The organism is Nitrincola tapanii (genome assembly GCF_008368715.1).
Classification (GTDB): Bacteria; Pseudomonadota; Gammaproteobacteria; order Pseudomonadales; family Balneatricaceae; genus Nitrincola; species Nitrincola tapanii.
Genome location: NZ_SMRS01000012.1, coordinates 17,054 through 38,448 on the forward strand (window position 1 = coordinate 17,054; position 21,395 = coordinate 38,448).

General features: G+C 50.0%; 20 protein-coding genes. 13 read left to right on the forward strand and 7 right to left on the reverse strand.

Annotated features, from left to right (window positions below):
- The 11 genes from E1H14_RS12640 (at window position 1) to E1H14_RS12690 (ending at window position 13,437) form a co-directional block, all read left to right on the forward strand.
- Window positions 1–1,821 (forward strand): sensor histidine kinase, encoded by a 1,821-nt coding sequence (locus E1H14_RS12640; protein WP_235017462.1) that lies wholly within the window; start codon window positions 1–3, stop codon window positions 1,819–1,821.
- Window positions 1,818–2,222 (forward strand): response regulator, encoded by a 405-nt coding sequence (locus tag E1H14_RS12645; protein ID WP_149391847.1) that lies wholly within the window; start codon window positions 1,818–1,820, stop codon window positions 2,220–2,222. The genes E1H14_RS12640 and E1H14_RS12645 overlap by 4 nt, the downstream gene beginning before the upstream one ends.
- Before the next feature lie 9 nt (window positions 2,223–2,231).
- Entirely contained in the window at window positions 2,232–4,235 is a 2,004-nt protein-coding gene (locus E1H14_RS12650) for a response regulator (protein ID WP_149391848.1), read from the forward strand.
- Window positions 4,232–5,434: a sensor histidine kinase gene (locus E1H14_RS12655; protein WP_149391849.1), complete on the forward strand. Its 1,203-nt coding sequence runs from the start codon at window positions 4,232–4,234 to the stop codon at window positions 5,432–5,434. The genes E1H14_RS12650 and E1H14_RS12655 overlap by 4 nt, the downstream gene beginning before the upstream one ends.
- 64 nt (window positions 5,435–5,498) lie before the next feature.
- A complete protein-coding gene (locus E1H14_RS12660; RefSeq protein ID WP_149391850.1) occupies window positions 5,499–7,751 on the forward strand; it encodes a bifunctional diguanylate cyclase/phosphodiesterase in 2,253 nt (750 codons plus the stop codon).
- 27 nt (window positions 7,752–7,778) lie between these two features.
- A complete protein-coding gene (locus E1H14_RS12665) occupies window positions 7,779–8,855 on the forward strand; it encodes an NAD(P)-dependent alcohol dehydrogenase (RefSeq protein WP_149391851.1) in 1,077 nt (358 codons plus the stop codon).
- A gap of 131 nt (window positions 8,856–8,986) precedes the next feature.
- Complete coding sequence (locus E1H14_RS12670; RefSeq protein ID WP_149391852.1) at window positions 8,987–10,069, forward strand: MlaE family ABC transporter permease; 1,083 nt, start codon at window positions 8,987–8,989, stop codon at window positions 10,067–10,069.
- 3 nt (window positions 10,070–10,072) lie between these two features.
- Window positions 10,073–10,843 (forward strand): ABC transporter ATP-binding protein, encoded by a 771-nt coding sequence (locus E1H14_RS12675; protein WP_149391853.1) that lies wholly within the window; start codon window positions 10,073–10,075, stop codon window positions 10,841–10,843.
- Window positions 10,843–11,751 carry an MlaD family protein gene (locus E1H14_RS12680; protein ID WP_149391854.1) on the forward strand — a complete coding sequence of 303 codons (909 nt, stop codon included), beginning with the start codon at window positions 10,843–10,845 and terminating at the stop codon, window positions 11,749–11,751. The genes E1H14_RS12675 and E1H14_RS12680 overlap by 1 nt, the downstream gene beginning before the upstream one ends.
- A complete protein-coding gene (locus E1H14_RS12685) occupies window positions 11,751–12,365 on the forward strand; it encodes an ABC-type transport auxiliary lipoprotein family protein (protein ID WP_149391855.1) in 615 nt (204 codons plus the stop codon). Before E1H14_RS12680 ends, E1H14_RS12685 begins: the two co-directional genes overlap by 1 nt.
- Window positions 12,366–12,477: 112 nt before the next feature.
- Window positions 12,478–13,437 carry an AraC family transcriptional regulator gene (locus E1H14_RS12690; RefSeq protein WP_149391856.1) on the forward strand — a complete coding sequence of 320 codons (960 nt, stop codon included), beginning with the start codon at window positions 12,478–12,480 and terminating at the stop codon, window positions 13,435–13,437.
- A 13-nt stretch (window positions 13,438–13,450) separates the two neighbouring features.
- On the opposite strand, the gene E1H14_RS12695 is transcribed toward E1H14_RS12690, so the two are convergent.
- The 7 genes from E1H14_RS12695 to E1H14_RS12725 all read right to left on the reverse strand — a co-directional run bounded on the left by E1H14_RS12695 (window position 13,451) and on the right by E1H14_RS12725 (window position 20,073).
- Complete coding sequence (locus E1H14_RS12695) at window positions 13,451–14,257, reverse strand: IclR family transcriptional regulator (protein WP_149391857.1); 807 nt, start codon at window positions 14,255–14,257, stop codon at window positions 13,451–13,453.
- 123 nt (window positions 14,258–14,380) lie between these two features.
- Window positions 14,381–15,442 carry a porin gene (locus E1H14_RS12700; protein WP_160142070.1) on the reverse strand — a complete coding sequence of 354 codons (1,062 nt, stop codon included), beginning with the start codon at window positions 15,440–15,442 and terminating at the stop codon, window positions 14,381–14,383.
- A gap of 62 nt (window positions 15,443–15,504) precedes the next feature.
- Entirely contained in the window at window positions 15,505–16,215 is a 711-nt protein-coding gene (locus tag E1H14_RS12705; RefSeq protein ID WP_149391859.1) for an ABC transporter ATP-binding protein, read from the reverse strand.
- Between the two features lies 1 nt (window position 16,216).
- Window positions 16,217–16,975 carry an ABC transporter ATP-binding protein gene (locus tag E1H14_RS12710; RefSeq protein WP_149391860.1) on the reverse strand — a complete coding sequence of 253 codons (759 nt, stop codon included), beginning with the start codon at window positions 16,973–16,975 and terminating at the stop codon, window positions 16,217–16,219.
- Complete coding sequence (locus E1H14_RS12715; protein ID WP_149391861.1) at window positions 16,972–17,934, reverse strand: branched-chain amino acid ABC transporter permease; 963 nt, start codon at window positions 17,932–17,934, stop codon at window positions 16,972–16,974. The genes E1H14_RS12710 and E1H14_RS12715 overlap by 4 nt, the downstream gene beginning before the upstream one ends.
- 15 nt (window positions 17,935–17,949) lie before the next feature.
- On the reverse strand, window positions 17,950–18,813 hold the full coding sequence (locus E1H14_RS12720; RefSeq protein WP_149391862.1) for a branched-chain amino acid ABC transporter permease: 864 nt from the start codon (window positions 18,811–18,813) through the stop codon (window positions 17,950–17,952).
- Window positions 18,814–18,900: 87 nt separating this feature from the next.
- The gene (locus tag E1H14_RS12725) at window positions 18,901–20,073 is read right to left on the reverse strand and encodes an ABC transporter substrate-binding protein (RefSeq protein ID WP_149391863.1); all 1,173 of its coding nucleotides are present in this window, start codon (window positions 20,071–20,073) and stop codon (window positions 18,901–18,903) included.
- 309 nt (window positions 20,074–20,382) lie between these two features.
- Between E1H14_RS12725 and E1H14_RS12730 the strand changes: the two genes are divergently transcribed.
- Window positions 20,383–20,688 carry a 2Fe-2S iron-sulfur cluster-binding protein gene (locus E1H14_RS12730; protein WP_149391864.1) on the forward strand — a complete coding sequence of 102 codons (306 nt, stop codon included), beginning with the start codon at window positions 20,383–20,385 and terminating at the stop codon, window positions 20,686–20,688.
- 37 nt (window positions 20,689–20,725) lie between these two features.
- On the forward strand, window positions 20,726–21,395 hold a 670-nt coding region (locus E1H14_RS12735; RefSeq protein WP_149391865.1), incomplete at its 3' end, for a VOC family protein.

Below are 21,395 nucleotides of genomic sequence, written 5' to 3' on the forward strand. Positions count from 1 at the left end.
GTGCGCGCGACCTATTTTACGAACTTAAATCCGGCGCGTTGGAGTCTGCTGCGACGCATCATGGTCTTGTTGGTCTTGGGGTTAGGACTCACCGTTGGCATCTCCTTCTGGATTATCAGCAGCTCACTGAATACCGAGTTAAGGCGTGAGTATTTTGCGCACGAACGCCAAAGCCTTGAAAACACCGCGCATCGTATAGAACAGCGCTTTAAGCAGCGAGCACAATTTCTTCAACAGCTCGCACCCTTAATCACCAATGGCCAAACGCTGTTACCCGCAGATGAGTTGGAAAGAGTGCTGCGGGTGGCTTATGAGTCAAATTTATTTTCAGATTTCATTCTGATGGATACCGAGGCGAGAGGCATATTTGATTATCCTTTCCTACCGGAGCGTAGAGGTAAGGACTTTTCGCACCGTCCATTTATTAACGAGCTGATGCAGAATTGGCAAAGCGTGATCAGTCCACCGCTTATGGGTAGTGTCTCAGGTTTGCCCTCTGTGTTTATGGCTGAGCCGGTATTTAATCAAGCCGGGCAACCGATCGCGATTCTAGTCGGTCGTAACGGTTTAGAAAGTGAGATGCTGTTCCAGCGCATTCGTAATGAATTGCAATCCTACTCAGGGCAGTTGCTGATTATTGATCCCACCTATGATCTATACATTACGGCCACAGATGAAGAAAAAGTCCTACAGCCCTTATCAAAGGAGGATAGGATTTATTTAAGTTCAGATGAGCTTCAGGATACTTGGCAGGGTTTTTATCAAGATAAAGATCGTAAAAACTGGTTATACGTGGCGCATAAGCTGGGCTTTATGGACTGGATTGTCATCAAGAAGGCACCGGAAGTGATCGTTTTGGCCTCGATTCAGCAGGCGCTGACCTATTATATGCTGATGATTGCAAGCCTGCTGATCCCCCTGGCCTTCATCATGGTGGTTCTGATTTATCGTTGGTTAGCACCCTTACGCAGTTCGATTGTGCAGTTAAACAAAGCCGTCGAGGAAGAGTCCGATATATCGAAGTTTAATATTGAGCGTGAGGATGAAATCGGTCAGCTGCTACTGGCTTTTAATGCCTTTCAATCGATTCGTGATCGACAACAGCAACTGAAAGATGAGCTTCTATCGGTTGTCAGCCATGAGTTGCGCACCCCTTTGACGTCCATTCGTGGCGCATTAAACATTTTGCAATTAGACCAGGTACAGCAGGACCCCGAGCACAGAAAAAAGCTGTTTAATCTGGCCAGTCGCAATCTGAATCGTTTGACCTTCTTAGTGAATGATTTGCTCGATGTTGTGAGTCTGTCGAAAGGAATGCTGCGCTTGAATTTAAGTGATTGCTCTGCCCAAGAGGCTATTTTAGAGGTGTTGGAAGATTTTCGTGCCTTATTAGAGGAAAAGTCCCTCCAGGTTGAGTTCACTGCGACCGAAGAGATGAAGGTTCATGTTGACCAGTTGCGTCTTCAGCAGGTTTTGTCGAATTTGATCTCCAATGCCATCAAATTTTCGAATGCAGGCAGCCGGATTCAAATTGCGCTGACGCAGCAAGGAGAGTTTGTTCGCATCAGTGTATTGGATGAAGGTGAGGGTATCCCGATGGCGTTTCAGCCACATGTATTTGAGCGCTTTACGCAAGCGGATCTTTCTGATCGTCGCAAACAAAGTGGAACCGGTTTAGGGATGGCCATCGCATTTGAGCTGGTCGAGGCGATGGGAGGGCACCTTAGTTTTGATTCCGTTCCTGGCCAGGGAGCCTGTTTTTATGTGGATCTTCCCTCCGTTAAAGTCATGCCAGATGATACTAATAAGGCATTAAAATGAATAGGTTATCTCTGATTTGTGTTGAAGATGATGAAGATATAGGCATGATTCTGCACTATGCTCTAGTGCAGTTGGCCGGCTTTCAGGTGGAGTTGTTCACCTCGGCTGAAGCGGCTCTTCTACATCTTGAGCGCTATCCCCCGGATCTGTTTTTGCTTGATGTGATGTTGCCGGGTATGTCTGGAGTTGAGTTTTTGACAGAGCTTAGAAAACAACCCAGATTTGCCCACACGCCTGCGATTTTTTTAACGGCTAAAACCCATTTTTTATCGAAGGAAGCGGCACAGGCTTTGTTGTTATCGGGGGTGATCACCAAGCCCTTTAATCCTTTGACTCTAGGTGATGAGATTCTGAGTCTGATGCAGTCAACGAGTGCTGATGCTGGTGATGTCAGTGAGTAGGGAGTTGTGATGCCGAATTTTGAGACCGCCTACCATATTCTGCTGGTTGAAGATGAGCGAACCACCAACACACTCTTAAGCCGTTTTTTTCGAGATAGAGGTATTTCCTGTACCAGTGTCTTTAGTCTGCAGGAAGCGGAACAGGTGCTCAAAACACCTCAAGACTTCTCTTTGGTGATCTTAGATAACCAACTTAGTGATGGGGTGGGTTTTGATCTGTTGCCGGTGCTGAGTTTTCACGCACCACGTGTGCCGGTAATGATATTGACCGCCAGTGATGATCAAATCCTGATGCGTGATTACTTTCATGCCGGGGTCACGGATTATCTGATTAAACCGGCCAATCTGGATCTATTGCTGATTAAATGTCGCCGTCTGATGGATGCTTATTTACATCAGCAGCGGATGTTAAAACCACAAGTTTCAGCGGATGCTTCGAACTCTCCCTGTGTGTTATTAGTAGAGGATGACCTAGACGCTGCTGAGTTGGTGCGTTTCCAGCTGTTAGAGGAAGATTCCCGGGCCTATGAGGTCGTTTTGGCGCACTCGTTGGCGGATGTTAAGCATTTGCTCCAGGCCGTCTATCTTGTTCCCGAAATTATTTTGTGTGACCTAAATTTGCCCGACTCCAGCGGTGTCGCCACTGTCCTCAAAATACGTCAACTCTTGCCTGAAATCCCCTTAGTTGTCCTCACTGGGCTAGAAGATAAAAGTATCGGGGTCCAGGCGATTAATGCCGGTGCCGATGATTATCTGACTAAGGGGGTGGATTCGGATGTTCTGAATCGAACCCTGCAATACAGTTTATTACGCGGAGCACGTGCGGCAGGTCAGAGATTTGCGCGTGCTGTGTTTGCTCATGCCCATGAGGGGATTTTAGTGACTAATCTGGAAGGGGTTATTTTGGATGCGAATCCAGCCTTTAGTCTGATTACGGGGTATGAGCGCAGTGAGGTGCTCGGTAAAACCCCACGCGTCCTAAGTTCCGGTTTACAGCCTGAGAATTTTTACAAAGAGATGTGGCAAACCTTATCGGTTAAAGGCTTCTGGCAGGGGGAAGTGCTCAATAAGCATAAAAGTGGCCGCATCTATTCGGAAAGCCTGACCATCGTTTCGATCAAAAATGATCAGGGACAAAAGGTGAACTATGTGGCTTTTCTCACGGATATTTCCGAGTTGAAAAAGCAAAAAACGCTGCTCGCTGAAAAAAATCAGATGCTGGAAACACTGCTGGATGAGCGTGATCAAGAGGAGCAGATTGCACGCAATGTCTATGAACACATCGCCATCTCCTGGCAGAAGCATTTGCCCTATTTAACCTGCTTATATCAGCCTGCCGGGAGCTTTTCGGGTGACTTAGTTCTTTGGCACGAGGCAGAAGATGGTAGCTTCTATCTGGCCTCTTTGGACGCTACCGGGCATGGTCTGGCCGCGGCGATCACGCTGATGCCGATCACCGAAGTGTTTAGTGTGATGGTGAAGAAAAGCTGTAGCCTGAAAGAGTTGGTGGCAGAGTTGAATCGCAAGGTCGGCAAGCTTTTGCCCATGGACCGTTTTGTCACCGGGGTTTTATTAAAGATCGATGCTAAAAATCATCTTTTTGAAGTCTGGAACGGTGGCCATCCTGAAGTCTTATTACTCGATGCCCTGGGGCGTAGTGTTAACAGTTTGCGTTCACGTAATATGGCGCTGGGCATTTTAGACGATGATCAGTTAGCGCCTGAGATCCTGGTGGGTTCCATCGAGGGTGTACACAGCTTACTCTTAATGAGTGATGGTATTTTGGATCAAACCAACTCTGCAGGTAAAAGTTTTGGGCAGTCGGAGGTGAGAAAAGCGATCCGATTGGCGGAAGATCCCGACTTTTTCGCGCAAAGCATTATGAATGCCTATCACCAGTTCTCTGCACAGATGCCTAGACAGGATGATGCCACCCTGTGCCAAATCAATTTAGCGCTCTGGCGCAAACAGCTGATCTTTCCGACGATGCATTCAAAAGGTATTGGAATATGAGATTTGAACCTGTGCAAGAGGCTTTGATCTCTACTTCTGATGAGAGCACTCAATCGAAGCCAGCCGTTGTCGAACACTACTTAAAAACCGAGCTGTATCAATCTATTAGCTCTAATTTTGAGTTGATCGATTTTTTGCAGGAAGCGGCACTCGATGGTGTCTGGTATTGGGATATTGAACATCCTGAGCAGGAGTGGATGAGCCCACGTTTTTGGCAAACTCTGGGCTATGATCCAGAAGAAAAACAGCATTGCTCATCGGAGTGGCAGTCGCTGATACACCCGGATGATCTGATTTCTTCCAACGAAAATTTACGCAAGCATTTTGCAGATCCCAATCATCCCTATGATCAAATTGTCCGTTATCGCCACAAGCAGGGTGGGACGGTTTGGGTACGTTGTCGTGGTAAAGCGATCCGCTGTCCAGAAGGACGCCCTATCAGGATGTTGGGCGCTCATACAGATGTCACCGAGTTAAAGGAAGCAGAGCAAGCGTTACAGCGTTCTCATGCCGACCTTGAGCATTTTGCTTATGTGATCTCACATGACTTTCGCCAGCCCTTGCGTATGATCAGTCGTTATTTGCAATTACTTGAACGTCAATTACCGACGGATTTAACGGGTGATGCTGCCACCTTCCTGAAGAATGCAAAAGAAGGTACTCAGCGGATGGATCAAATGCTTGAGTCTTGGCTTCAGTATGCTCGGCTGACAGAATCTCAAACGGATGTTTCCTGTTGCGACAGTGATCAGGCCGTGCAAGATGCCCTAGAGTGCCTTGCTGCCAAGATCGAGCAGACACAGGCTCAAATAACGTTTCATTCAACCACCTGGCCTAAGGTTCGGATTCGGCACGAAGAGTTAGTAACGGTCTTTCAGAATCTGATTGAAAATGCGTTGAAATACAGCTGGCTTGATCAACCTCCTCAGATTGAGCTGGACGTTGAGCATCGCGGCATGGATTGGAGGTTTTCGGTTCGTGACTATGGTATTGGTATCGAATCTGAGCAAAAAGAACGAGTCTTTAAACTCTTCCAGCGCCTACATGACCGCAAACAATATCAGGGACATGGAGTTGGCCTGTCGATCTGCCAAAAAATCATTCATAACCGCGGAGGAAATATTGGGTTTGAGTCAAATGAGAATGCGGCAGGAACCTGTTTCTTTTTTACCTTGGCAGCGGTTGGACCCGATCTTTAAGTAAAAATTTTACGCTGCTCTATACTGCAAACACCGATTGCTTAAGCATAAGGATAGCTGTCTGATGGATTCAGTACCGAGTGATTTGCTGTTGTATCAGCGCTTCGAACAGGAGCGCCTGATCAGTCGCATCTCTTCTGCGATTGTGCGTTGTAACTATGAGCAGTTGGATGAACAGATCGAGATGTGTTTGCACTGGTTGGCGGAGTTCGTCGACAGTGATCGCAGCTATCTGTTTATGATTCGCGACGAGATGATTGCAGATAACACCCATGAGTGGTGTGCAGCCGGGGTGAGTCCGCAGAAGATGTATCTGCAAAATCTGCATCTCGGAGCCGAGTTCCCCTTTGCCCATCAAATCCGCCATCACCAAGTCGTTAACTATCCTAATATCGCCGCCTTGCCCGAATGCTGTGCGGGTGAACGTACCCTGCTGACCCAGCAGGGTATACAGTCTCTGATCGCGGTTCCGATGGTGTCGAATAAGCGTTTGCTGGGATTTATTGGCATCGATGCCGTGCTCAAGCCGAGGCAATGGAATGAGAATGTCTGTCATCTTTTACGCCTAGTCGGCGAGATGTTCACCCAGGCTTTAGAGCATAAGCGTACCGAAACGCTGCTCAAAGCCAGTGAAGCACGATTGCGCTATGTGTTTGAAACTATTCCGACGATTGCGGTGCAGGGCTATGATGCCGAGCGTCGAGTCTTCCTCTGGAATCAGGCCAGTGAGGTTTTATACGGCTATACCCGCGAGGAAGCGCTTGGGCGTCCCCTAGAAGATTTAATTGTGCCGGAGCAGGATAGAGAGTATGTGGTCGAGGCGATCACCGCCTGGATCGAGCAGGGTGCAGAGATTCCGGCGGCTGAACTCACGCTTCAACACAAGGATGGTCGCTTGCTGAATGTCTTTTCCAGCCATGTGATGCACACCAGCCTAGTCGGTGAAAAAGAACTCTACTGCGTGGATGTGGATTTAACGCCCCTGAAACAAGCGCAAAAAGAGCTGGAAAAAAGAGCACATTTTGATGCCCTGACCGGGCTGCCTAATCGCATCCTTCTCTCTGATCGACTCAATCAGATGATCAGCAGTAGCCGCCGTTTAGAGCAGTTAGTGGCGGTGGCTTATCTGGATCTCGATGGTTTTAAGCAGATCAACGATTTGTACGGCCATACTCTCGGAGATCGTTTTTTATGTGAGCTGGCAAAACTGATGAAGCATGTGTTGCGCGAAGAGGACACGCTGGCGCGCATAGGCGGCGATGAGTTTGTCGCGATTTTGGGCGGTTTAAATAGTTTGATCGATTGTGAACCTGTCTTAAAAAGACTTTTAGTTGCGGCTTCGACCCCTATCCAACTGGAAGGGTTGAATCTGCGGGTATCGGCCAGTATTGGTGTCACCCTTTATCCATTGGACGATGTGGACCCCGACCAACTTCTGCGTCATGCCGACCAGGCCATGTATCAAGCGAAACAAGCGGGTAAGGATCGTTATCAGCTGTTTGATATTCAATTGGAAGCTGAAATTCGGCAGAAACAACAATCCTTGCGTGAGATTACCCAGGGTTTGGATGCGAGTGAGTTTGTGCTCTTTTATCAGCCCAAAATTAATATGCAGACCTGTGCCTTTGAAGGGGCTGAAGCCTTGATTCGTTGGCAGCATCCAGAGCGTGGCTTGTTATCCCCGGCGGCCTTTTTGCCGGTGACCGAAGGGCATCAATTAGAGTTGCGTTTGGGCGCTTGGGTGTTGCGACAGGCTTTGGCACAGATGCAGGCTTGGCATGATATGGGGTTTGACTGCCCCCTGAGTATTAATATCTCAGCGCAACAGATTCAGCATCCTGAGTTTGCGCAAGCGCTAAAAACCCTGCTGGATACCTATCCCGAGGTTCCTAAGCAGATGTTACAGTTAGAAATTCTGGAAACCAGCGCGCTGGCGGATATTGAATCGGTCACGCCGATTTTGCAGCAGTGTCGTGCCTTAGGGGTGAGCCTGGCGCTGGATGATTTTGGGACAGGCTACTCTTCCTTGGCGTATTTAAAGCGTTTGCCCATTGATTGTTTAAAAATCGATCAAAGCTTTGTGCGTGATATGCTGCAGGACTCGGATGATCTCTCGATTATTCAGGGGATCTTGAGCTTGGCGCGTGCGTTTCATCTACATGTCATTGCGGAAGGGGTCGAAACGGCCGCACACGGTCGCCAGCTGCTGCAGCTGGGCTGTCATTTAGGGCAGGGGTATGGGATCGCGCGCCCTATGCCAGCCGATCAACTTTCTGCTTGGGTGCATAACGACTTGCCTAATCTGTGCTTAACTTAAGACAGAACAACAAAGAGGAGGCAAGAGATGGCCATGATGATGAAAGCGGCGGTGTTTGTTGAACCGGGCCGCATCGAAATGACCGATAAACCCATCCCCGATATAGGCCCCAATGATGCGTTAATTCGTATCACCACCACCACGATTTGTGGCACCGATGTCCATATTCTCAAAGGCGAATATCCGGTTGCACCGGGTTTGACTGTGGGACATGAGCCGGTCGGTATCATCGAAAAGCTTGGCAGTAATGTTGAAGGTTATTATGAAGGGCAGCGGGTGATAGCCGGGGCCATCTGCCCAAGCTTCACCTCTTATGCCTGTCAGGACGGTTGTAGTGCCCAGGATGGCGGCAGTCACTCTCATGGCTACAAGCCTCTCGGCGGTTGGCGTTTTGGTAATACGATTGATGGCTCCCAAGCAGAATATTTACGTGTGCCGGATGCCCAAGCCAACTTAACCCCGGTTCCCGATGGCCTCACCGATGAGCAGGTGCTCATGTGTCCTGATATTATGTCCACGGGTTTTGCCGGTGCAGAATCGGCCAATATTCGGATTGGCGATATCGTAGCGGTGTTTGCACAAGGGCCGATCGGGCTTTGTGCGACGGCGGGCGCTAAATTGCGTGGAGCCGGATTAATCATTGCCGTGGATAGCGTGGATAAGCGTTTGCAGATGTCACGGCAGTTGGGCGCAGACATCACCCTTAATTTTAAAGAGGTGGATGTCGTTGATGAAATTATGAAGATTACCGGTGGCCGTGGTGTGGATGCCTCGATTGAGGCTTTGGGTTTGCAGTCCACTTTTGAAGCGGCGCTGCGTGTGCTCAAGCCCGGCGGCACCCTGTCTAGCCTAGGGGTCTACTCCAGTGATCTGACCTTGCCATTGGGTGCTTTTTGCGCCGGTTTAGGTGATCATAAAATCGTCACCTCACTCTGCCCAGGCGGGAAAGAGCGGATGCGCCGCTTGATGCAAATCATCTCCAGCGGCCGTATCGATCTTGGGCCGATGGTCACACATCAGTTTGCGCTGGATAAGATCGTAGATGCATATGATCTCTTCTCGCATCAACGTGATGGGGTATTAAAGGTGGCGATCAAACCCTAAGTAGGCGAGGTAATGGGTTTAACTTGTATAAAAAGGGGCACAATGCCCCTTTTCTTCTATTCGGCTTCAGGCTAAGGTCATCCGCTCCTATATTTCAACCGAACACCAGAGTGAGTTGAGTCACCTCTTCGATGATCGATCAATCAAGTTTTATTCGACAGCAAGGACAAACCCTGTGTTTGTGTGGAGATTGGAGTACGGCGCAGCTCGGAGCGCTAGAAGATTTTGTCCGCCAGTCGTCTGCACTCAAGCCCGAAATCGCAGATCTTCAGCGTTTAGACAGTAACGGTGCCTTAGTGCTGTATCGCTGGTTAGGCGCGTCGGCATTAGATTTGTCGGGTTTGACCGCCTCGCAAGTTCAACTTTTACAGCTGGTCGTCGAAACCGCTCAAGGGGAGCCGCCTCAGCCCACCCCACCTTTGGGTTTTTTGGCTGCGATCGGCAAGCATAGTCTGGTCAATCTGGTCCATGGTCAACAGCTGCTGACTTTTTTGGGGCGTATCAGCTTACTGCTGCTCAGTCTGTGTGCCTCACCTAGGCAGCTCAAGCTGCGCTTATGTTTAGATGTGGTGCAAAAAGATGGTGTTCAGGCGGTTCCGATCATTAGCTTGTTGGCATTTTTACTCGGTGCCGTGATCGCGTTCCAGGCAGGCTTACAGCTGGCGACCTATGGGGCCAACGTTTTTATCGTTGAGTTGGTCTCTTTGACTATGTTGCGCGAACTCTCGCCCTTAATCTGTGCCATCATTGTTGCCGGGCGTTCGGGGTCGGCTTACGCCGCGCAACTGGCCACCATGCAGATGAATCAAGAGATCCAAGCCTTACGCAGCCTCGGGCAAGACCCCTATGTTTGGCTGATTCTTCCCAAACTTTTGGGCTTATTGTGTGTTTTACCCTTGCTCACAGTCTTGTCCATGTTGACAGGGCTGGGGGGCGGTATGCTGGTGGCTTCCGTTCAACTGGAGCTGTCACCCTATGAGTTTTTGCAGCGCTTGGGCCAGGAAGTCGATGTGATTCACGTCTGGGTGGGGTTGATCAAAGCGCCGGTCTTTGCCTTTATCATTGTTATGGTGGGCTGTATGCAAGGGCTCCTCGCTAAGGGTGGTGCTGAAGAGGTGGGGCGGCGCACAACACGCAGTGTCGTTCAAGCCATTTTTCTGGTGATTATTTTGGATGCGCTTTTTTCCATCCTGTTTTCACATTTAGGCTGGTGAGTGATGGCGGCAACGATTATTCAGTTACAAGGGATCGCCACACGCTTTGGCTCGCATCAAGTACATGAGCAGTTGTGTCTTGAAGTGAAAGCCGGTGAGCGTTTAGCCCTGGTCGGTGGCAGTGGATGTGGCAAGTCTGTTTTATTAAGTGAAATTGCTTTATTGCGCGAGCCTGATGCCGGTGAAATACAGCTCTTTGGCCAAGCGGTGTCGCAGCTAGACACACAAGGCTTGAAACAGGTGCGGAAGAAAATCGGCATGATGTTTCAGCAGGGCGCTTTGTTCAGCAGTTTAACCGTGCTTGAAAATATTATGCTGCCTTTAGCGGAGCATCAGCGGTTGTCCAAAGGTTTGTTAGAAGAATTGGCCATGCTCAAATTACGTATGACCGGTTTGCCCGATCATGCGGCTTGGAAGTACCCACAAGAGTTAAGTGGCGGCATGCTTAAGCGTGCGGCGGTCGCCAGAGCCTTGGCGCTGGACCCTGCCTTGTTGCTGCTAGATGAACCGACAGCGGGCTTAGATCCCGCCGGCGCCAGTGCATTTGATGAGCTTTTACTCACTCTGCATGCCACCTTGGATCTGACCCTCATTCTGGTGACGCATGATCTGGATTCACTTTGGCGTGTGACCGATCAGGTGGCGTATCTAGGAGAAAAGCGTGTGCTGGCAAAATTGCCAATGGGGGCACTCGCTCAACATGAGCATGCGGAGATTGCCCATTACTTTGCTAACACGCGCGCGCAACGTGCGGCGATTAAACTGGAGGCTTGATGAATCCACGTATTAACTACAGCCTGGTGGGTGCCTTTGTGCTGTTGCTTTTGGCACTCGCGCTGGCGCTGGTGGTTTGGCTCAGTCGTGATCAGCGCGACCTGCAGCGTATCAGTTATGTCACCTATTTTAGTGAATCGGTTGCCGGTTTAAATGAACGTGCGAATGTGCGCTTCTTAGGGGTGCCCGTTGGAATTGTGGAGCGTATCCAGCTTGATCCTGAGCAAGAGGGGCGTGTGCGCTTGGATCTGCGTATCGACGCCCAAGTCCCGATCCGTGAAAGCTCAGTGGCAACCCTGCAAACTCAGGGGATTACCGGACTGTTGTTTGTTGAGATTAGCAGCGGTGATCCTGACTCACCGCGTATCCAGACTGATTCAGGATCGGCACAAGGCACGCCTGCCGTGATTCGAAGTCAGCCTTCGCGGCTGCTGCGTGTGACGGAAGCTTTAAATGAAACACTAAATCGCTTCAATCACTTAGCAGATAATCTTAATCTTTTAACTGAGCAGTTGAGTCGTTTCACGGATGCACAGATGCGTGATGAAGTGGCCGAAATATTGTTCAGCTTGCGCCAACTCTTAAACACCAGTGAGGCGACTTTAACCGCCTTAGATCCAGCGGTCTATCGTGAGTTAGCTCTGTCTCTCAGCCGTTTGAGTCAGTCTTGGGCAGAGCAAAGCGAGCAGTTAGGTGACGAAATGACTCAGCTCAGCCAGACCCTGATTCAGCAGGTCGAAAGTTTAGGAGAGGCGGTACAGAATATGGCACGCGATACACAATCCGGTGCCCGACAACTCACCCCCGTACTATCAGAACTCAATGGTGTGCTTGAATTGTTACGCCGTGACAGCTCAAGCTGGGTGCGCGGTAGCGGTCAATTACCACCTGGGCCAGGAGAAGAGTAATGCTCAAACATCTTTTAATAGGGCTCATCATCGGTTATCTGACAGGCTGTAGCCTTCTGCCTGAACAAGGCCCAGCCCCCAAACAATTACAGTTGCAGCCTTTATCAAGTTCGACCCAGACTCAGCCTGCTTCCTCCAATCAAAGCGTGAATATGATTCTGGAGCGTCCTTTAGCGCCTGCGGCCTTGATGAGCCGTTCGCTCTGGTATCAAGCACAGGCATATGAGTTGATGCCTTTTCGTGATCATCTCTGGACACAACCTCTACCCGATCAACTGCAGCAGCGTTTAGAAGCCTATCTCGTCGACCAACAAAGTGGCTGGAGTATTCAGCGTGATCAACCCGGCAATGCATCAGGCTTCCGATTGCGCATACATTTGTATGACTGGTATCTGGATGTTGAGCGCCAGAGCCTCTATGTGAACCTCCAAGTCTTCCTGCTGGATAACCAGGGTCAGGTAAGAAGGCAGTGGCGTTGGCAAGAAGAGGAGCCCTTGTTAGACAATTCAGCGCCTGAGTTGGTCAATGCAGGCCAAAAATGGTTACAGCGTTGGGCGCAGGCCTTGGCTGAAAATTTGGAGATATTTTTTCGACAAGAGGCAGATCCAAACTAGATGAGCAGGACTCATTCAAAAATCGGAAAAAGTACAAAAATTAAGCATTGAAAGCCGATTTTGTTTCACTATAATGAACCCATTAAAAATAATTACAAAAACGGGTGTCAAGATGTTGAATGAAGTGCTGGCTCAGTCAGTGGTGTTCCACGCGACCTTTCCATCCGAAGTCTCGGACTACGTCAATCGTCATCTCGGGCAACATCGCCTCGAAATGCTGGATAAAGAAACCTCGCGAGCCAGTTTGCACTATCGTGAGTTTGCCGATATCGGCTTGTCCAAAATTAGCTATGGCAACCAAGCGCGAGTGATCTGCCCCGATCTAGTCGATATCTACCACTTTCAACTCGTCACTCAGGGCCAGTGTTATTGGCGTATGCGCGATCAAGAGTTGCTGCTGAAGCAGGGCCAAGCCCTGATGCTGAATCCGCAGCAATCACAAGAGCTGATCTACTCCCCGGATTGTGAAAAGCTCATCGTTAAGGTTCCGCGTGAAATTTTGAATGCTGCTTGCCTGGATTACGCGGGCAATCTGCCGCGCTCAGGGGTGCAGTTTGCATCTCGCGTGGTGGACCTCAATCAATCTTTAGCCTTTATGCGTTTATTTGAGGCCGTCTTGCACGAAGCGGATCAGGACGAGATTGATCTGTCGCGTATTGATACCTCCTATCGTAATTTGCTGCTGCAGAAAATGATTGCGTCCTTCCCAAGCAATATTTGCCAAGATAGTGAAGAAAGCAGTCGTGATAAAATTCTGAGTCGTGCCCTGAGTTTTATTCGTGAGCATATTAAGGAAGAGATCGCGGTCGATGAACTGGCGGATCTGTGTAATGTCAGCACCCGCACGCTATACAATCTTTTTGCCAAGCATCTAGATAGCACCCCTAAGCAGTACATAAAGAACGCACGTCTTAAAGATCTACAAAATGAGATTCTGCACAATCGTAAAATCCGTAATGTCACGGAAGTGGCGCTGGATTATGGTTTTACCCATCTAGGGCGCTTCTCATCCGACTATCGGCGTTTATTTGGTGAGTTACCTTCTGAAACCTTCCGGCGTTCACGTGGCTGATCACGCTAGGTGATCAGCTCTCTTTGCCACACAAGCGTCGAGTCACCGATTCGGCGCTGCCTAAAGTTAATTGTTGGTAGGGGCTGCCTGGTTCGACCTGAGTGTCACCGGCCATACCCATCAAGCTAATCACCGCTGGGATTTTGCCATTCAGATCAAACACCGCGCTGCTGACCACATTAATGTCCGGTAAAAAATCCCCGTAAAAACTGCAGCTATTCAGCGCACGTATCTGGCTTAGGTGTTCACAAAAGCCGGTCTGATCCAGCGTTTTACCCTGATGGCGTGGCAGCGCAATCGGACTGGCAAAGAAGGTCTGGATCAGCGCGTCTTGGCGGCCTTGTGGAAGATGCGCCAAGAAAACACGCCCAGATGCCGAGAAAAAGGGGGAAAGTTGGCTGCCTAAGCGTACATTTACCGAGACCGGATGACTGGAGTCTAACCAACAGATGACCAGAGGATACTGACCATTCCAGATGGTAACCGAAGTGGTTTTGTCGGTTTGTTGATGCAGCTGTTCCGCTGCTTCAATTGCGGATTGGATCGGATCGATACGTCGTATGGCTGAAATGCCAAGTGTCAGACTCTGTGTCCCGAGGGTGTAACGTGAACCGTGAATCTGATTAATAAAATCCAGGCGTAACAAACTCACCAGATACTTGTGCAGGCGGCTAGGTGACATCTGCAGGATGTCGGAGAGCATTTTCAGCGTCGGAGGTGTAGGGGATTCGCTGATGGCGGTCAAAATATGCAGACCAATTTCCAGTGAGCCGATACCCTGGCGGCTTTGTTCTTTATTCAGAGAGTGAATAATTTCCATAGAAGGCGTGCCTGCTAAATGCTTTAAAGTTCTAAAACACAGCTAAAAGTAACACTATTTTGTATAGTCTAACGGAGAGGCAACCTCAGCGTGAAGGGGAGGACGCTGAGGTTACCCAGAGACTTAGAACTGTAAGCGATAGGTCAGGTAAGCCGTATCATTGCCACGGTTCAGCGGCCAAAGTGCACGATCGCCAGCTGTCTGAGTACCGATGGCAGCGGAGTTGTAATCCACATAACCCAGCGCGACCACGCCATTACCCATACGGTGATGAACTTCGATCTGTGTGGCTTTTTCACGTGAGGCATTATCTGCCTTGACACTACTAAAGCCTAGGCTGGCGCCATAACCGTTGACTTCATAGGTGCCCTGCAGGCCATAGCCCTTTTCTTTGCTATTATCGATTTTATCTTTGGACTGCTCGTATTTAGCGGCCAGACGGAAATTCTGGATGTTATAACGCGCAGAGGCGCCCCAGAGGTTGGAGTCGACTTCATAACCACTTACCACGTCTTTACGCGCTTTAACGGCACCGTAGGCGGCGGCGAGGGTCAGACCTTCGACGGTGTATTTACCCCCGAGGTTATAACCGTCCAGAGTACGGTCTTTTTCTGGGTTGATCGTTGCGGTATCACCAAACACGCTGCCATCCGCCTCACCGGCAAACACACCGGCCACCATAAATTCAGCCCCACCTAAATTCGGTGAGGTGTAGGCCAGTGTATTGGAAACACGGCGATCAGCCCGGAATCCACGCGCAGGATTACTACCATTGGCCACGTAACCCACATCGATATGGACGGGCAGAGCCGACATGGCAAATTCATTGACCTGACCGACATAGGTATAGGTCGGATGATCCAGTTTACCGCCGCGCAGCGTCCCCCACGGGCCGGTAGCGCCAATTGAGGCATATCGTCCACCGCCCAGCGCACCGCTGTTCAAGCTTAAGCCCTGCTCGTAATGAAAAATCCCTTGGGTTTGCTCTAAACCGAGATCCACCGTTCCTCTTAGGCCGATACGGCTGGCATAGTCGGCTAATTCAGCGGAACTTTGATCGGTTTTGAACATCCCCAAACGAAAAGATCCGTAGAGGGTTGCATCGGCGCTGGCGATGGCGGGTAGGGCTAAACTCGCAGCCACGGCACTGGCGAGCAAAGATTGGCGCAAGAAGTTTTGATTCATAGCTGTTTCCATTGTTGTTTTTAGTGGAATGGACCGGCTTGTGGATTCAAGCCGGACTTGAGTTACACCGCGAGATAACTCTCAACAGTTTCAAGTTCATTGATTAAGCGTTCGCTGCTGCCATCAAACACCACCTTGCCTTTGACTAAGACGATATGCTGATCACACAGGTCTTTGAGGACCTGAATGTTTTTATCCACGATCAGCGTGGAGATACCGCTGTCTTTGATGGTGCGAATCACTTCCCAGATCTCTTTGCGGATTAAGGGTGCGAGGCCTTCAGTCGCTTCATCTAGAATTAAGAGCTCAGGGTTGGTGACGAGGGCGCGTCCAATCGCCAGCATCTGTTGCTCACCCCCGGAAAGCTGGGTGCCCAGGTTATTTAAACGTTCCTGTAAGCGCGGAAAGGTTTTGAGCACCCGCTCATAGTCCCAGTGCTTTTCACCCTTGCGGTTTGCGCGTGCGGCGATCTGCAGATGTTCTTTCACGGTGAGGTTATGGAACATGCCACGGCCTTCTGGCACATAAGCGATGTCCAGCTGCATGCGCCGCCAGGTTTCTTTTTGCGTGATCTCTTCACCCTGAAACGTCACCGTGCCGCTACGCGGCGTGACGAGGCCGAGAATTGATTTTAATGTGGTGGTTTTCCCCATTCCGTTGCGCCCCATCAGACTCACGGCCTGGCCAGGCTGAATCGAGAAAGAGACACCATGCAGAATATGGCTGCTGCCATATAGGGTATGTAAGCTTTTAACGTCTAATAAGGTACTCATCTCAATACACCTCGTCGCCCTGACCCAAATAGGCTTCTTTTACTCGCGGATCTTCACGCACGGCATCCACCGTGCCGGTCACAAGATGCTGGCCATTCACCATCACGGTAATCAGATCCGAGAGTTCAAATACGGCATCCATATCGTGCTCCACCAGGACGATGCAGTACTCCTTCTTTAACTGCTTGAGCAATTCAATAATCAGTGCGGATTCTTCATGTCCCATCCCTGCCATCGGCTCATCCAGCAGCAAGACGCAAGGCGAGGTCGCCAACACCATGGCGATCTCTAGTTGGCGCTGTTCGCCGTAGCTCACGGCTGCCGCCACGGTATCCTTGCGGTGGCCTAAACCGACTTTATGCAAAGCTTCTTCGGCGATATGCAGTAAAACCGGTTCTTTATTTCGAGGTTTAAGGAAGTTAAAGCTACCACCCATGTAGCGCTGCGCGGCGATCGCACAGTTCTCTAGGCAGGTCGCACTGGGGTAGATATTGGTTTTTTGGAAACTCCGGCCAATCCCCCGGCGTGCAAATGCATAGGGTTTGATGGAGTCGATCGGTTCATTCTTGTGCAAAATGCGGCCACTGGTCGGCTTATAGGTCCCACACAGGAGGTTTAACAGCGTGCTTTTCCCCGCACCATTCGGGCCAACGATGCTATGTAACTCTTTATCGGCAAAGGTCAGAGAAATATCATCGAGCGCCTTAAGACCGCCCCAGTGTTTGCACAGACCTTCGGTTTCGATCATCACCTGACTCATGAACGTTTCTCCAACAGCTTTTCAATATATCCCGCGATCCCTTTTTTCAGCAGAATCACCATGAGAATGATGGCGCTGCCCATAAACAGCATCCAATGTTCAGTCAGGTGTTCGAAGAAGTAATGCAGGCCTTCATATGCAAAGGTACCCAGAATGGCACCGTAAATGCTGCCCATACCGCCCAGAATCAACATCACCAAGGCCGTTCCCGAGGTTTGCCAAGAGAGCATCGAGGGATTCACAAAACCGTACTGCATAGAGAAGAGATAACCGGCATAAGCACCCAAAGCTGAAGCGATGACATAGCTGGCTAAGCGGAAAACAAAGACGTTGTAACCCAAGGCCGTGGTACGTTCTGGGTTTTCCCGAGTTGCGTCCACAACACGACCAAACTTAGAAGCCATGATCACTTTAAAGAAAACCAGGGTGTTGAATAGAGAGAAAAGGCACAGATAGTAAAAATGTGTGGGATTATCCAGGTCAAACATCTTAATCCCGAGGAAAGAGGTCTCCGGTTTCAGATATAAGAACACACCGTCAATGCCGCCAAACTCCATCGAGTCTGAGAAGTAATAAAAGAACATTTGGGCAATCGCCAGGGTAATCATAATCATATAGATACCGCTGGTGCGCAGGACTAAAAAGCCAACAATCAGTGCAATAGCGGCAGAGATTACGCAGATGTAAAAGGTATAAACCCAGAAGTTCACGGCTTCATTTTGAGGCGCGATAATATAGAAAATATAGCCGCCTAAACCGTAAAACATCGCATGGCCTAAAGTGATCAAACCACAACGTCCTACAAGATAATCCAGCGACATCACAAACAGCGCAAAAATAAGAATGCTGCTGAGTTTATTGATGTAGAAAATGTTGCCATCTAAGAACAGCGGCATCATTAACATCAGTGGGAAGAATATCCAAATAAATAAACGTTCGGAGCGTTTCTGAAAAAGCATGATTGGACTCCAGCCTTAATTCGAAAACAAACCTTTTGGTTTCACCAAAAGAATCAGAGCCATCAGGATATACACCACCATACTGGCGATGCTGGGCAATAGAACCGCGGCAAAGGTATCCACGATGCCGACCAGCAGTGCCGCGACAAAGGCCCCTTTAATCGAACCCATGCCCCCGATCACGACCACAACAAAGCACGCGATCAGCACGTGTTCACCCATGCCCGGTACGATGGACACCATTGGTGCTGAAAGCACACCGGCAATCGCGGCGAGCATGACACCTATGGCAAATACGATGGTGTAAAGGCGGCTGATATTAATACCTAGGCACTCCACCATCTCTCGGTTGGATTCGCCGGCACGAATCAACATGCCCAAGCGAGTTTTATTAATGGTGTAATAGAGCGCTGCGGCCAGCAAAATGCAGATCACCGCAACAAAAATTCGATAGACAGGGTAAGAGAGGGTATCGGTGAGCGGAATACTGCCCGATAACAGATCAGGCACCTTGATCCCCTGCGGATCATTCCCCCAGAGCAAACTTTGCAGGGCGTTAAACACAAAAATCATACCGATGGTTAATAACACCTGATCGAGATGGTTGCGGTGATACAGCTGCCGGATAAGTGTTCGCTCCACCAAGATCCCGATACTCAAGGCGATCACCGCAGAAATGATGGCGCTGAGTAAAAAACTGTCGGTATGGGTAAAGAAATACCAAGCTAAATAAGCACCCACCATATACATGGAGCCGTGTGCCAGATTTAGAATTCCCATCACCCCAAACACGAGAGTGAGGCCAGAGGCGATCAGAAAGAGCAGCAGTCCATACTGCAGACCATTGATCAACTGAATAAAAAAGAGTGAAGTCGTCATAATGGATGCCTGAGCTTGAAGCGGACAGGGAAAACCATCACCCCAGACCTGCTGGGATGATGGCCGTTAAAGCCTGAACGGATCAGATTACATATTGCAGCCGCGAGCCGGATCTTCGAGAGCAGGCATCGCGACATCGATTACACGGTTAACACCGTCTTTTACTTCGCGCAGGTACACATTCTGGATAGGGTTGTGCGCCTTGGAGAAGGTGAAATCACCACGTGGGCTCGGAACGGTCATGTTACGCATCACCTCAATCACCGCCTGGCGATCTTTGACCTTGCCTTGCAGCTGATCAATCGCTTCAACAATCATCAAACCGGCATCGTAGCCCTGAACGGCGTAGAGATCGGCATCACGGTTGTACTCGGATTTATACAGCTCGCGGAATTTGACGTTGTTCGGATTGTCCAGCTCATCTGCATAATGCAGCGTGGTGACCAGACCCTCTGCGGCTTTGCCCTGAGCCCCTAGCGTGCCTTCGGTGAGGAAGCCGGAACCGATCAGCGGAATCCGCTCACGCAGGCCAAGCGCGTCATAATCCAGCGCAAACTGCACAGCCCCGCTGCCTGCGAAGAAGACAAACACCGCATCCGGTTGTAAGGATGCAATTTCAGAGATGTAGGATTGGAAATCGGTACGTGGGAAAGGTACGAGCATTTTCCGAATGATTTCACCACCTGCTGCCGTAAAGGATTCTTCAAATGCATCCACACTTTCACGACCCATGCCGTAGTTCCAAGTAATGGTCACGACACGTTTATAACCCTTGTCGGCCGCGACCTGTCCCATCGGGTAGGAGGTCTGCCAGGAGGAGAAAGAGGTACGGAAGACGTTCGGTGCACACAAGGCGCCGGTCACTTCAGCACTGCCCGCATTCGGAACAATCATAATGGTGTCACGGTTGCGCAGAGTGCGCAGCATACCGTTTGCCACCCCGGAATGGACTGGACCGACAATAAAATCCGCTTTATGGCGGTTTAATAAAGCCGAAGAGATTTCCGGTGCACGTTCAGGACGCGCTTCCGTGTCCATCTCGATAAATTCAATATTACTTCCATGTAAACGTTCACGATGTTCTTTGAGTGCCAGGCGTAAACCATTGCGGCCATCTGAACCCAGTGCTGCGTACGCACCGCTGAAGGGGAGCATCACTCCGATTTTGATGGTTTCATTGGCGTAAGCCTGGGGAGTGAGCAGAAGAGCACTGCCTGCCAAGCCAAACATCAGGTGACGCAAGTTATTCTTGTTCGCCATTTTCGATCTCCGATTGCGTTTGTTGTAGTTATTTGCAATGGATTAGAAAGGCAAAAGCGGTCTAGAAATAGCCACTCAGTGCATAAGCCTGTCCAGTTTAAGCACGCCCATCTAAGCTGCAGAAAATGGATAGCAGAACCCGCCTCAAGGATAGAGATCTCCTGGCTGATCAGTCATTTATACCCCGTCTGCGCAAACAAAAAAACTCGCCATCGGGCGCTTGCACGAATCGGATAATGCTTTGCAGCGTCCGGATTTCTGCTGCGGCTGAGGTCGGTAACTTAATAAGAAGAGGGGTAAGCGTTGGTTATGGCGAAATTTTCCCTAAGTTTACAGGGGCTTGGGCAATCCTTGCCGCTTGTTTCTGACAGAAGTCTTCTGGATGCACTGGAAGCCACGGGCTGTGAAGCGGTTAAAGTCGGCTGTCGTCGCGGAGGGTGTGGTTTATGCAAAGTGCATATCCTCACGGGCCAGTATCGCAGTCGTAAAATGAGTCGCGCCCATATCAGTTCAGAAGAGGAAGCGCAGGGCTATGTACTGGCCTGCCGTGTTTATCCCGAAAGTGATTTGTGCATTCAGGCAGATCTGAAAAGCGAAGAGTTTACGCCAGCTTAGTCATAAAAAGCTGAACAATAAAAAACTGAGGTGATCTATGAAAAAAGGTGTGATGCGTCCCGGTCATGTACAGATTCGGGTGCTGGATCTGGATGAAGCGGTAAAACACTATACGGAGCTGCTGGGGCTGATCGAGATGGATCGTGATGACCAGGGCCGTGTGTATCTGAAGGCCTGGACCGAGGTGGATAAGTTCTCCGTGGTGCTGCAGGAAGCGGATCAACCGGGTATGGACTTTATGGCCTTTAAGTGTGTGGATGAAGCCACGCTGGACCGACTGGCGGCGGAGATTCGCGCCTTTGGTCTGGAGGTCACCGAGTTGCCCGCTGGCGACTTAAAAGACTGCGGACGGCGGATGCAGTTTGTGGCACCGACCGGCCATACCTTTGAGCTCTTTGCCACCAAGGTGCAGACCGGCAAGTGGGGCCTGAGTAATGTTAACCCTGAAGCCTGGCCGCGTAATCTTAAGGGCATGAAAGCTACGCGCTTTGATCACTGCCTGCTCTACGGCGATGATCTGGAGAACACCTTCACCCTCTTCACCGAGGTGCTCGGCTTTGATCTGGCCGAGCAGGTGCTTGATCCCGAAGGCAACCGTGTGGCGCAGTTCCTGACCGTGTCGATGAAAGCCCATGACATCGCCTTTATCAAACATCCAGAGAAGAACAAGTTCCACCACGCATCCTTCTACCTGGACACTTGGGAAG

Bases quoted from the DNA above. Each gene is read 5' to 3' on its own strand.
- E1H14_RS12715 (WP_149391861.1), bottom strand. From the start codon at position 17,934: ATGCTTTTTCAGAAACGCTCCGAACGTTTATTTATTTGGATATTCTTC.
- E1H14_RS12650 (WP_149391848.1), top strand. From the start codon at position 2,232: ATGCCGAATTTTGAGACCGCCTACCATATTCTGCTGGTTGAAGATGAG.
- E1H14_RS12695 (WP_149391857.1), bottom strand. From the start codon at position 14,257: ATGGAAATTATTCACTCTCTGAATAAAGAACAAAGCCGCCAGGGTATC.
- E1H14_RS12730 (WP_149391864.1), top strand. From the start codon at position 20,383: ATGGCGAAATTTTCCCTAAGTTTACAGGGGCTTGGGCAATCCTTGCCG.
- E1H14_RS12675 (WP_149391853.1), top strand. From the start codon at position 10,073: ATGGCGGCAACGATTATTCAGTTACAAGGGATCGCCACACGCTTTGGC.
- E1H14_RS12670 (WP_149391852.1), top strand. From the start codon at position 8,987: ATGATCGATCAATCAAGTTTTATTCGACAGCAAGGACAAACCCTGTGT.
- E1H14_RS12710 (WP_149391860.1), bottom strand. From the start codon at position 16,975: ATGAGTCAGGTGATGATCGAAACCGAAGGTCTGTGCAAACACTGGGGC.
- E1H14_RS12660 (WP_149391850.1), top strand. From the start codon at position 5,499: ATGGATTCAGTACCGAGTGATTTGCTGTTGTATCAGCGCTTCGAACAG.
- E1H14_RS12700 (WP_160142070.1), bottom strand. From the start codon at position 15,442: ATGAATCAAAACTTCTTGCGCCAATCTTTGCTCGCCAGTGCCGTGGCT.
- E1H14_RS12720 (WP_149391862.1), bottom strand. From the start codon at position 18,813: ATGACGACTTCACTCTTTTTTATTCAGTTGATCAATGGTCTGCAGTAT.
- E1H14_RS12685 (WP_149391855.1), top strand. From the start codon at position 11,751: ATGCTCAAACATCTTTTAATAGGGCTCATCATCGGTTATCTGACAGGC.
- E1H14_RS12705 (WP_149391859.1), bottom strand. From the start codon at position 16,215: ATGAGTACCTTATTAGACGTTAAAAGCTTACATACCCTATATGGCAGC.
- E1H14_RS12725 (WP_149391863.1), bottom strand. From the start codon at position 20,073: ATGGCGAACAAGAATAACTTGCGTCACCTGATGTTTGGCTTGGCAGGC.
- E1H14_RS12645 (WP_149391847.1), top strand. From the start codon at position 1,818: ATGAATAGGTTATCTCTGATTTGTGTTGAAGATGATGAAGATATAGGC.
- E1H14_RS12690 (WP_149391856.1), top strand. From the start codon at position 12,478: ATGTTGAATGAAGTGCTGGCTCAGTCAGTGGTGTTCCACGCGACCTTT.
- E1H14_RS12680 (WP_149391854.1), top strand. From the start codon at position 10,843: ATGAATCCACGTATTAACTACAGCCTGGTGGGTGCCTTTGTGCTGTTG.
- E1H14_RS12655 (WP_149391849.1), top strand. From the start codon at position 4,232: ATGAGATTTGAACCTGTGCAAGAGGCTTTGATCTCTACTTCTGATGAG.
- E1H14_RS12665 (WP_149391851.1), top strand. From the start codon at position 7,779: ATGGCCATGATGATGAAAGCGGCGGTGTTTGTTGAACCGGGCCGCATC.